This window comes from Actinomycetes bacterium (assembly GCA_035489715.1).
GTDB lineage: Bacteria > Actinomycetota > Actinomycetes > JACCUZ01 > JACCUZ01 > DATHAP01.
Genome location: DATHAP010000203.1, coordinates 1 through 10,809, shown reverse-complemented (window position 1 = coordinate 10,809; position 10,809 = coordinate 1). Strand labels below are relative to the sequence as shown.

Here is a 10,809-nt window from a genome sequence, read left to right as displayed (position 1 = left end):
GCCGCAACTGCCTTCGAGGAGCTGGGCACCCACGTCGAGGCGATGGTCGAGCGCGCGAGCGGCGACTGGGCGATCGGGGAGGAGCGCTACTCGGCGCTGCTGCGCGAGGCGGAGGGCCTGCCGTACGGCGCCCGCGAGCTGCACGAGAAGGGCCTGGCCCTCTACGACGAGCTGGCCGCCGACATGCGTCTCCGCTCCCGGGACCTGCGCGGCACCGACGACTTCCTCGGGGTGCTGCGCGGCTTCAACGACGACCATCCCGAGACCCCCGAGGAGATGCTGGCGCTCTACCAGGAGGCCACCGACGCGGCGCGCGTGTTCTGCGTCGAGCACGACCTGGTGACCCTGCCCGACGGGGAGTCGTGCGTCGTGGCGCCGTCGGCGCCCTTCACCCGGTCGATGATCGCGGTCGCGCACTACATGCAGCCGCCACCCTTCGCGCCGGCGCCGGCCGGCGGTGGCGGGCGGCCGGGCCACTTCTTCGTGCCCTACCCGCCCGACGGGTCGACGCCGGATCAGGTCGCCGCCCGGCTGGCGACGAACAACCGGCACGGCGCCTGGTCGATCGCGGTGCACGAGGCCTACCCGGGGCACCACTGGCACTTCGCCTGGCTGGCGGCCCAGTCGGCCGCCGGGCGGGCCCGGCCGCTGCGCTTCGTCTTCGGGTCGACCTACTTCGTCGAAGGCTGGGGTCTCTACACCGAGGACCTGCTGCGCGAGCAGGGCTTCTTCCGCACCCCCGAGCAGGAGCTGGCGCAGCGCGACTACCGGCTCTTCCGGGCCGCCCGCATCGTCGTCGACACCGCGCTGCACATGGGCGACATGACGGTGGAGGAGGGCGTGGAGTTCATGGCGACCAGGTCGTCGCTGTCGCCGGACACCGCCCGGGCCGAGGTCCTGCGCTACTGCGCCTGGCCGACCCAGGCGTCGTCCTACCTGACCGGCGCGGTGGAGATCGCCCGGATGCGCGACCGGTGGCTGACGGAGTCGCGCGGGCCGCTCAAGGAGTTCCACGACCGGGCCGCCGGGTCCGGCCGGCTGCCGATCGGCCTGGTGGAGCGGACGCTCTTCGGCTGAGGCCTGGGTAGGGTGCTCCGCCGTGGAGGCGCAGCAGGCACCGGTCGACGTACTCGTGCGACGGCTGGACCCCGGCCTGCCGCTGCCCGGCTACGCCCACCCGGGCGACGCCGGAGCCGACCTGGTCGCCGCGGAGGACGTCGAGCTGGCGCCCGGGGAGCGGGCGATGGTCCCCACCGGGGTGGCGATCGCGCTGCCCGCCGGCTACGCCGCCTTCGTGCACCCCCGGTCGGGTCTCGCGCACCGCTTCGGGGTCGGCATCGTCAACGCGCCGGGCACCGTCGACGCCGGCTACCGCGGCGAGATCAAGGTGCTCCTCGTCAACCACGACCCGCGCGACACGGTGCGGCTGCGCCGCGGCGACCGGATCGCCCAGCTGGTCGTGCAGCGGGTGGAACGGGTCACGTTCCACGAGGTCGAGTTGCTGCCCGGGTCGGCGAGGGGCGAGGGTGGACACGGGTCGACCGGCGGCTTCGCCGCACCGGCGCCCAGCGAGACGGACAGGACAGAGGTGTGAGCGTGTTCCGACGTCGCCGACGTGAGGACGACCCGGCAGGGTCCACCGCGGCCGAGGGCTCGGAGGACGGCGCGACCGGTCTCGACGACTCCCTCGACGACGCGACGGGGGACGACGCGGGCAGCCCACCGCGGTCGACCCCGTCGGCCAGCCGGGAGAACGGGCCGTGGGACGTCACCGAGGTCGACGACCCCGCCGCCGGCGGACGGGTCGACCTCGGCGGCATGTGGCTGCCCGGCCGACCCGGCCTCGAGGTCCGGGTCGAGGCCGACCAGGCGACCAGCCAGGTCGTCGCGGTGACCCTCGTGCTCGGCCGGTCCGCGCTGCAGCTCCAGCCGTTCGCGGCCCCCAAGACCGAGGACATCTGGGACGAGGTGCGCGGCGAGATCCGGGCCGGCATCACCAAGCAGGGCGGGACCGCCGACGAGGTCGACGGCCCGCTGGGCACCGAGCTGCGGACCAAGGTGCCGGTGCGCGCGGCCGACGGCAGCTCCAGCGTGCAGCCGGCCCGCTTCGTCGGGGTGAGCGGGCCGCGCTGGTTCCTGCGCGGGGTGCTGACCGGGCAGGCCGCTGTCGAGACCGGCACCGACGCGGAGCTGGTCGAGCTGTTCCGGGAGGTCGTCGTGGTGCGCGGCTTCGACCCGATGGCGCCCCGTGACCCGATCCCGCTGCGGCTTCCGGCCGCGACGGTGGCGGCGGAGGAGGCTGCCGAGGCGGCTGCGGCTGCGGGCGCCGAGGGCGACGACGGCGAAGGAGACGACGGGGAAGGAGACGACGGCAAGGCGACCCGGGCCGACGACCTCAACCCCTTCGAGCGGGGACCGGAGATCACCGAGATCCGCTGAGGCCGTACGTCGCGCGCCTGCCGGCCGGGCCCGCAGGGGCCGGTTGCGGCATACGCTGGTGCCATGGGCCACACAGAGGGCGGCGTGGTGCGTCGGGCGGTGAACCGGCTGGCCACCTCCGCCAAGGAGCACGAGGCGGCCGAGCTGCGCAAGGACTGCGTCGACCTCGGGGCCACCCTGATCCGCGACGTGCCCGACCGCGAGCGGGTGCGGGTCGCCGGCACGCTGCGCACCGTCACCCTGCGGCCGCGCGCCGGGGTCCCCGCACTGGTGGCCGAGCTCTACGACGGCACCGGGTCGATGTCGCTGGTCTGGCTCGGCCGTCGGCAGATCCCCGGCATCGAGCCGGGGCGCTCGCTGGTGGGGTACGGCCGGGTGATGCGCTACGGCGAGCAGCCGGTGATCTTCAACCCGCGCTACGAGCTGCGCCCCACCGGCACCGGTGAGTGACTGGCTGGTGAGTCCCGACCCGACCCGCGCCGACCGGCCGCACGACCCCCAGCACAACGACCCGCTGCACCTGCAGCCGGAGGGGCCGCTTGACGACCTGGTCGACGAGAGCCGGCCCACGGCCGAGCATCCCGAGCTGCCCGGTGTCGACGCCGAGACGGTCGAGGAGATCGTCCGGGCCCGGCTCGCGATGGCGCTGGGCGGCCGGCGGGGCATGGTCGAGGGGGCCGCGCCGACGATCGGGTTCACGACGACGTACCTCTTGAGCCACGACCTGCGGCTGTCTCTCGTCATCGGGGTGGCCCTCGCCGTGGTCCTGCTGGTGCTGCGGCTCGTGCAGCGGTCGACGCCGCAGTTCGTCGTCAACAGCCTGGTCGGCATCGGCATCGCCGCCCTCTTCGCGTCCCGGTCAGGCGAGGCGAAGGACGTGTTCCTGCCCGGCATCCTCTACAACGCGGCCTACGCCGTGGGCCTGAGCCTCTCCGTGCTGGCGCGCTGGCCGCTCGTCGGCTTCATGATCGGGTCGGTCACGGGCGACGTGACCGCGTGGCGGCGGGACCCGGGCATCGTCGCCCTGTGCAGCAAGCTGACCTGGGTGCTGGTGGTCCCGTGCGCGATCCGGGTCGTGGTCCAGCTGCCGCTCTACCTGGCGGACAAGGTGGGCTGGCTCGGCGTGACGAAGATCGCCCTCGGCTGGCCGCTGCAGGTAGCGGCGCTGGCCGGCATGGTCTACCTGCTGGCCCGCGGCCGGACCCCGCTGCAGCAACCGGCGGACGCACGCCCGACCTGACTTCCGGCTCCGGCAGGGCGCACCACACGGGGGTACGTCGTCAGCGGGCGTGGGGGGCGAGGAGCTCCTCGAGCTGGGGACCCATGTCGGGGGTCGCGACGAACAGCAGCTCGTCACCCGCCTCGAGCGGGTCGTCCTGGCTCGGGGCGATCGGCCGGCCCTCGCGGATGATCGCGACCAGGGCGGTGTCCGGCGGCCACGGCACGTCGCCCACGCGCTTGGCGACGACGGGCGAGTCCGAGGGCAGGGTCAGCTCGAGCATGTCGGTGTTGGACTGCTGGAAGGTGAAGATCCGCACCAGGTCGCCGACGCTGACGGCCTCCTCGACGAGCGCGGTCATCAGCCGCGGCATCGAGACGGCCACGTCGACGCCCCACGCCTCGTCGAACATCCACTCGTTCTTCGGGTTGCTCACCCGGGCCACGGTGCGCGGCACGCCGTACTCGGTCTTGGCGAGCAGCGAGACGACCAGGTTGACCTTGTCGTCGCCGGTCGCGGCGATCATCACCTGGCACTCGTGCAGGCCGGCCTCCTCGAGGGAGGTCACCTCGCAGGCGTCGGCCAGCAGCCACTCCGCGTCGGGGACGGAGACCTTCTTGATGGCCGCGGGGTTCTTGTCGAGGAGCAGGACCTCGTGGCCGTTCTCCAGCAGCTCGCGGGCGACCGAGCGCCCCACGCTGCCGGCTCCGGCGATGGCGACGCGCATCAACAGCCCTTCGCGAACGGCAGGTGCATCACGCGCCACCCTCGGCCGGTGTGGTCGAGCGGCGGCGGAAGACCGAATCGATCGCGTCCGCGTCGTCGTCGCGCATGACCACGTGGACGATGTCGCCGTCCTGCAGGACGGTGTCCGAGCCGGGGAGCAGGCCCTCGCCGAGCCGGGTGAGGAACGCCACCCGGCCCCCGGACTCGATCTCGAGGCGGCTGATCCGCTCGCCGACCCACGCGGAGTCGACCGGCACCTCGGCCAGCCGGATGGTGCCGCTCGGGTCGCGCCACTCCGGCTCGGACCCGTGGGGGAGCAGCCGGCGCATCATCTGGTCGGCGGTCCAGCGGACCGTGGCGACGGTGGGGATGCCGAGACGCTGGTAGACCTCGGCCCTGCCCGGGTCGTAGATGCGGGCCACGACGTTGTCGACGCCGAACGTCTCGCGGGCCACCCGGGCCGCGAGGATGTTGGAGTTGTCGCCGCTGCTCACGGCCGCGAAGGCGTGGGCGTCCTCGATGCCGGCCTCGCGCAGGGTGTCGCGGTCGAACCCGATGCCGGTGACCCGGCGCCCGGCGAAGCCCTGGCCGAGGCGGCGGAAGGCCGACTCCTCGGCGTCGATGATCGCGACCGTGTGCCCCTGGGACTCCAGGATGTGCGCGAGGGTCGAGCCCACCCGCCCGCAGCCCATGATCACGAAGTGCACGGGTCCGACGCTAGCGCAGACGCACCGGCCTGCGGGGTGCGGACCACGGGGGCCGTCAGGAGCCCCTAGCATCGCCGCGTGCCCCAGGTCACCGACGCTGCCAAGCGGCTGCTGCTCGGCCGCGCGATGCGCAGTGACCGGCTGCACGAGACGCTGCTGCCGAAGCGGGTCGCGCTACCGGTGTTCGCGAGCGACGCCCTGTCCTCGGTGGCCTACGCCCCTGACGAGGTCTTCCTCATGCTGGGGGTTGCCGGCTTCTCGGCGTACGCCTTCTCCTGGAAGATCGGCCTCGCCGTCGCCTTCGTGATGCTGGTGGTCGTCGCGTCCTACCGGCAGAACGTCCACGCCTACCCGAGCGGCGGCGGCGACTACGAGGTCGCGACCGTCAACCTGGGACCGACGCCGGGGCTGACCGTCGCGAGCGCCCTGCTCGTCGACTACGTCCTGACGGTGGCGGTGTCGATCTCGTCGGCCGCGCAGTACGCCGCCTCGACGATCGACTCGTTCCAGGGGCACGAGGTCGTCGTGGCGGTGGTCGCCGTCATCCTGCTGATGGCGGCGAACCTGCGTGGTGTGCGCGAGTCCGGCACCGCGTTCGCCGTCCCGACGTACGCCTTCATGGTCGCCATCCTGGGCATGGCGCTCTGGGGGTTCAGCCGATACTTCCTCGGCGACCTCCCCGACGTCTCCAGCGCGAAGTTCGACCTGGTGCCGGAGGAGGGCTACGAGGACGGCATCGCCGGGATCGCCGGCGCGTTCCTGCTGCTGCGGGCCTTCTCGTCGGGCTGCGCCGCGCTGACCGGTGTCGAGGCGATCAGCAACGGCGTGCCGGCGTTCAAGAAGCCCAAGTCGCGCAACGCCGCCACGACTCTGCTGCTCCTGGGCACCATCGCCGTCAGCATGCTGCTGAGCATCATCGTGCTGGCCAAGGTCAGCGGGCTCCGCTACGCCGAGAACGTCGTCGAGCAGCTGCGCCTGGACGGCCAGGCCGGCGAGGCGACGCGGGCCGGTGTGCGCTTCGGGCCGACCGAGAACTACCCCGACGGCCTGACGTACGTGCAGGACCCGGTGATCGGTCAGATCGCCAAGTCGGTGTTCAGCAACGTGCCCCTGATGGCCGCCGTCGTGACGACGGTCACCGGGCTGATCCTCGTGCTGGCGGCCAACACGGCGTTCAACGGCTTCCCGGTCCTCGGCTCGATCCTGGCGCAGGACCGCTACCTGCCGCGGCAGCTGCACACCCGCGGCGACCGGCTCGCCTACAGCAACGGCATCGTCCTGCTCTCGGCGTTCGCGATCCTCCTGATCGTCGCCTTCGACGCCGAGGTGACGCGGCTGATCCAGCTCTACATCGTCGGTGTCTTCGTGTCGTTCACGCTGAGCCAGACCGGCATGGTGCGGCACTGGACGCGGCTGCTGCGCAGCGAGACCGACCCGGCCGCGAGGACGCGGATGGTCCGCAGCCGGATCATCAACGGTGTCGGGCTGTCGGTGACCGGGCTGGTCCTGGTCGTCGTCCTCATCACCAAGTTCCTGCTCGGTGCGTGGATCGCGATCGCCGCCATGGTGGTCATCTTCGTGCTGATGAAGGGGATCCGGCGGCACTACGAGGCGGTCGCGAGGGAGCTCGTCGTCGACGAGGACGAGGACGTCATGCTGCCGGCGCGCACGCACGTCGTCGTGCTCGTGTCGAAGATCCACAAGCCGACCATGCGCGCCGTTGCCTACGCCCGCGCGATGCGCCCGTCGACCCTGGAGGCCATCACGGTCAGCGTCGACGCCGAGGAGACGCGCGCACTGCAGGCCGACTGGGACCGTCGGGGCATCCCGGTGCCGCTCAAGGTGCTGGACTCGCCGTTCCGCGAGGTCACCGACCCGGTGATCGAGTACGTCCGCGCCCTGCGCAGCGGCAGTCCCCGCGACCTGGTCACGGTGCTCATCCCGGAGTACGTCGTCGGGCACTGGTGGGAGCACCTGCTGCACAACCAGAGCGCGCTCCGGCTCAAGACGCGCCTCCTGTTCACCCCCGGGGTGATGGTCACCAGCGTGCCGTGGCAGCTCGCCAGCTCGGCCGGCCTGGCCGAGCGCGAGGAGGGGATCGCCCCGGGCGCGTCCCGTCGGGGCGAGCCGCCGCGGGGAGGCGGGCTGTCCTGAGCGGTCCCGTTGGCACCGAGCTCGAGGTCGACGTCGGGCCGGTCGCGCACGGCGGCCACTGCGTGGCCCGGCACGACGGCCGGGTCGTCTTCGTGCGGCACGCCCTGCCGGGGGAGCGCGTGCGCGCGGTCGTCACCGAAGGCACCGCGACGTCGTCCTACTGGCGGGCCGACGCCGTCACCGTGCTCACGGCGAGCCCGGACCGGGTCGAGCCGCCGTGCCCGTGGGCCGGACCCGGCCGTTGCGGCGGCTGCGACTTCCAGCACGTGGCGCTCGACGCGCAGCGTGGGCTCAAGGCCGAGGTCGTGCGCGAGCAGCTCGCCCGGCTGGCCGGGCTCGACCGAGAGGTGATCGTCGAGGAGGTGCCTGGGGCGGACGGCGGTCTCGGCTGGCGGACCAGGGTGCGCTGGGCGGTCGACGACGACGGTCGGCCGGGTCTGCGCGCGCACCGGTCGCACGAGGTGGTCCCGGTCGACCGCTGCCGCATCGCGCACCCGCTGGTCGACGAGGCAGGCGTCACCGCTCGACGGTGGCCCGGCGTCGCCGCCGTCGACGTATCGGCCTCCGTGGCGACCGGTGAGGTGCTCGTGCTCCCGGACGGCCGGGCTGGTGACCGGGCCGCCGGAGCCGCGGTGACCGAGCAGGCCGCCGGGCGCGACTACCGGGTCACCGGCGGCGGTTTCTGGCAGGTGCACCCCGGCGCCGCGCAGAGCCTGCTCGACGCGGTCCTCGACGGGCTCGAGCCGCGGCCGGGTGACCACGTGCTCGACCTCTACTGCGGCGTCGGGCTCTTCGCCGGGCCGCTGGCCGAGCGAGTAGGACCGGGCGGCCGGGTGTCGGCCGTCGAGTCCGACCGGCGGGCCGTCGCCGACGCGCGGCACAACCTCGCCGACCTGCCCCAGGTGCGGGTCGAGAGCGGCCGCGTGGACCACGTCCTGCGCCGGCGCCACCACCGCCGGTCCGACCTCGTCGTGCTCGACCCGCCGCGGTCGGGCGCCGGCCGCGCGGTGGTGCGGCTGCTCGCCCGGCTGGGTGCGCGGCGCATCGCGTACGTCGCCTGCGACCCGGCCGCGCTGGCCCGGGACCTCAAGGAGATGGCGGCGAACGGCTACCGGCTGGAGTCGCTGCGGGCCTACGACCTGTTCCCCATGACCCACCACGTCGAGTGCGTGGCGGTGCTGGTCCCGGCCTGAACGCGTCGGGTGCGCGGTTCCGACAGCGGCGTGGACGCAGGGGCCCGCGCCGCCTGACGGGGGATGTCGGCGACGCGGGCTGCCGAGACGATGACTCACGCCGCCGCTGTCACGCCAGCCTGTCAACGCGATTGACGATCCGAGGTGATCGTGTCACTCGGTCACGGCGCGGCATGACTGGCATGACTGGCATGACGCCAGCGGCCATGACGGGCATGACCGGCACGGCGCCGGGCAGATGGGAGTGGTGGGACGGCGAGGACGCTGCGTCTCACCGCGACCAGAGAGGACGACATGACCACCTCGAACCCCAACGCCCCCCAGCCGGCCGGCGCCGACCCGGCCGGTGAGGACCACGACCGGGAGGTCGACCCGCTGCTGCAGCGAACCATGAAGGGCGCCGTGCCGGACGAGCAGACCGGCGCCATGTCGAGCAGCGACCGCCCGGACCCGGACGCAGACGACGTCGACGAGGACAAGCGGGCGTCCGGCGCCTGAGACACCCGTCACCCACAGCCTCTCGACGTCATGTATCTTGATGTCGAGATAAGTTCTTGACGCCCGGATCCGCTCGGCGGTGCCGAGGCGGGCTGCGGCAGGATGAGTGACGGACGAGAGGAGACGGTCGTGGCAGGTGCGACGCAGGACAGCTTCGGTGCCAAGGGTGACCTCGAGGTCGGTGGGGCGAGCTACCAGATCTACCGGCTGGACGCGCTCGACGATCTGCGGGAGCAGGTCGCCTCGCTGCCGTTCTCGCTGAAGATCCTGCTGGAGAACCTGCTGCGCACGGAGGACGGGGCCAACGTCACCGACGACCACGTGCGGGCCCTGGCGGGCTGGGACCCCGACGCCGAGCCGGACACCGAGATCCAGTTCACCCCGGCCCGGGTCGTGATGCAGGACTTCACCGGCGTGCCCTGCGTGGTCGACCTCGCGACGATGCGCGAGGCGGTGCAGGAGCTCGGCGGCGACCCGTCGCGGATCAACCCGCTCGCGCCGGCCGAGCTGGTCATCGACCACTCGGTCATCGCCGACCTCTTCGGCGCGCCGGACTCGTTCCAGCGCAACGTCGACCTCGAGTACGAGCGCAACAAGGAGCGCTACCAGTTCCTGCGCTGGGGGCAGACCGCGTTCGACCAGTTCAAGGTCGTGCCGCCTGGCACCGGCATCGTGCACCAGGTCAACATCGAGTACCTCGCGCGGGTCGTGTTCGACCGCGACGTCGACGGGACCCGGACGGCCTATCCGGACACGCTGGTAGGCACCGACTCGCACACCACGATGGTCAACGGGCTCGGCGTGCTCGGCTGGGGCGTCGGAGGCATCGAGGCCGAAGCGGCCATGCTCGGGCAGCCGGTGTCGATGCTCATCCCGAAGGTCGTCGGCTTCAAGCTGACCGGCTCGCTGCCCGAGGGGGCGACCGCGACCGACCTGGTGCTGACCATCACCGAGATGCTCCGCAAGCAGGGCGTGGTCGGGAAGTTCGTCGAGTTCTACGGCGACGGCGTCTCGGCGGTGCCGCTGGCCAACCGCGCCACCATCGGCAACATGAGCCCGGAGTACGGCTCGACGGTCGCCATCTTCCCGATCGACGACGAGACCGTCCGCTACCTGCGGATGACCGGCCGCACCGAGGAGCAGGTCGCGCTGGTCGAGGCCTACGCGAAGGCGCAGGGCCTGTGGCACGACGCGGCGGCTGAGCCCCGCTACTCGGAGCGGATCGAGCTCGACCTGTCGACCGTCGTGCCGTCCATCGCCGGCCCGAAGCGGCCGCAGGACCGGGTCGCGCTCTCCGACGCCAAGGCCGGCTTCCGCAACGCGCTCGGCGACTACGCGGGCGCGGCCGAGCCCGAGCACCACGGGGTCGACGAGTCGTCGGCCGAGTCCTTCCCGGCCAGCGACGCCCCCGCCTTCCACGGCACGAACGGCGACGGGGCGCCGCATGCCGCCCCCGACCACGGCGAGGTGAGCCGGCCGTCGGACCCGGTGCGGATCAGCCTGGACGGCCAGGAGGTCGAGGTCGACCACGGCCACGTCGTCATCGCGGCGATCACGTCGTGCACCAACACGTCCAACCCGTCGGTGATGATCGGCGCCGCGCTGCTGGCCAAGAAGGCCGTCGAGCGTGGACTGGAGCGCAAGCCCTGGGTCAAGACCACGCTGGCTCCCGGCTCCCAGGTCGTCATGGACTACTACGACCGGGCCGGCCTGACGCCGTACCTCGACAAGCTCGGCTTCAACCTCGTGGGCTACGGCTGCACGACCTGCATCGGCAACTCCGGTCCGCTGCGGGAGGCGGTCAGCAAGGGCGTCAACGACAACGACCTCGCGGTGGTGTCCGTGCTGTCGGGCAACCGCAACTTCGAGGGCC

At 72.7% G+C, this 10,809-nt stretch carries 11 protein-coding genes; 9 read left to right on the top strand and 2 right to left on the bottom strand.

Going from position 1 to position 10,809, the window contains the following annotated elements; all coding sequences use genetic code 11:
* From VK640_16450 to VK640_16430, 5 genes are all read left to right on the top strand, one after another.
* Positions 1 to 1,077 (top strand): DUF885 domain-containing protein (locus tag VK640_16450; protein ID HTE74768.1); only part of this gene is annotated, 1,077 nt, incomplete at its 5' end.
* 22 nt (positions 1,078 to 1,099) lie between these two features.
* Positions 1,100 to 1,594, top strand: coding sequence for a dUTP diphosphatase (gene dut, locus VK640_16445; protein HTE74767.1), 495 nt, complete (start codon positions 1,100 to 1,102; stop codon positions 1,592 to 1,594).
* The gene (locus VK640_16440; protein HTE74766.1) at positions 1,591 to 2,439 is read left to right on the top strand and encodes a DUF3710 domain-containing protein; all 849 of its coding nucleotides are present in this window, start codon (positions 1,591 to 1,593) and stop codon (positions 2,437 to 2,439) included. Before dut ends, VK640_16440 begins: the two co-directional genes overlap by 4 nt.
* 63 nt (positions 2,440 to 2,502) lie before the next feature.
* Complete coding sequence (locus VK640_16435; GenBank protein HTE74765.1) at positions 2,503 to 2,889, top strand: OB-fold nucleic acid binding domain-containing protein; 387 nt, start codon at positions 2,503 to 2,505, stop codon at positions 2,887 to 2,889.
* A 97-nt stretch (positions 2,890 to 2,986) separates the two neighbouring features.
* On the top strand, positions 2,987 to 3,679 hold the full coding sequence (locus VK640_16430; GenBank protein ID HTE74764.1) for a DUF3159 domain-containing protein: 693 nt from the start codon (positions 2,987 to 2,989) through the stop codon (positions 3,677 to 3,679).
* A gap of 40 nt (positions 3,680 to 3,719) precedes the next feature.
* On the opposite strand, the gene VK640_16425 is transcribed toward VK640_16430, so the two are convergent.
* On the bottom strand, positions 3,720 to 4,385 hold the full coding sequence (locus tag VK640_16425; GenBank protein HTE74763.1) for a TrkA family potassium uptake protein: 666 nt from the start codon (positions 4,383 to 4,385) through the stop codon (positions 3,720 to 3,722).
* 28 nt (positions 4,386 to 4,413) lie between these two features.
* Entirely contained in the window at positions 4,414 to 5,091 is a 678-nt protein-coding gene (locus tag VK640_16420) for a TrkA family potassium uptake protein (GenBank protein HTE74762.1), read from the bottom strand.
* Positions 5,092 to 5,169: 78 nt separating this feature from the next.
* Here VK640_16420 and VK640_16415 point away from each other — a divergent pair, with 78 nt between their 5' ends.
* The 4 genes from VK640_16415 to acnA all read left to right on the top strand — a co-directional run.
* Positions 5,170 to 7,245: an APC family permease gene (locus tag VK640_16415; GenBank protein ID HTE74761.1), complete on the top strand. Its 2,076-nt coding sequence runs from the start codon at positions 5,170 to 5,172 to the stop codon at positions 7,243 to 7,245.
* Positions 7,242 to 8,438 (top strand): class I SAM-dependent RNA methyltransferase, encoded by a 1,197-nt coding sequence (locus VK640_16410; GenBank protein HTE74760.1) that lies wholly within the window; start codon positions 7,242 to 7,244, stop codon positions 8,436 to 8,438. Before VK640_16415 ends, VK640_16410 begins: the two co-directional genes overlap by 4 nt.
* 294 nt (positions 8,439 to 8,732) lie before the next feature.
* Complete coding sequence (locus VK640_16405) at positions 8,733 to 8,936, top strand: hypothetical protein (protein ID HTE74759.1); 204 nt, start codon at positions 8,733 to 8,735, stop codon at positions 8,934 to 8,936.
* 102 nt (positions 8,937 to 9,038) lie between these two features.
* Positions 9,039 to 10,809 (top strand): aconitate hydratase AcnA (acnA, locus tag VK640_16400; protein ID HTE74758.1); only part of this gene is annotated, 1,771 nt, incomplete at its 3' end.

Coding starts and splice junctions, on each gene's coding strand:
- VK640_16405 (HTE74759.1), top strand. CDS start 8,733: ATGACCACCTCGAACCCCAACGCCCCCCAGCCGGCCGGCGCCGACCCG.
- VK640_16425 (HTE74763.1), bottom strand. CDS start 4,385: ATGCGCGTCGCCATCGCCGGAGCCGGCAGCGTGGGGCGCTCGGTCGCC.
- VK640_16435 (HTE74765.1), top strand. CDS start 2,503: ATGGGCCACACAGAGGGCGGCGTGGTGCGTCGGGCGGTGAACCGGCTG.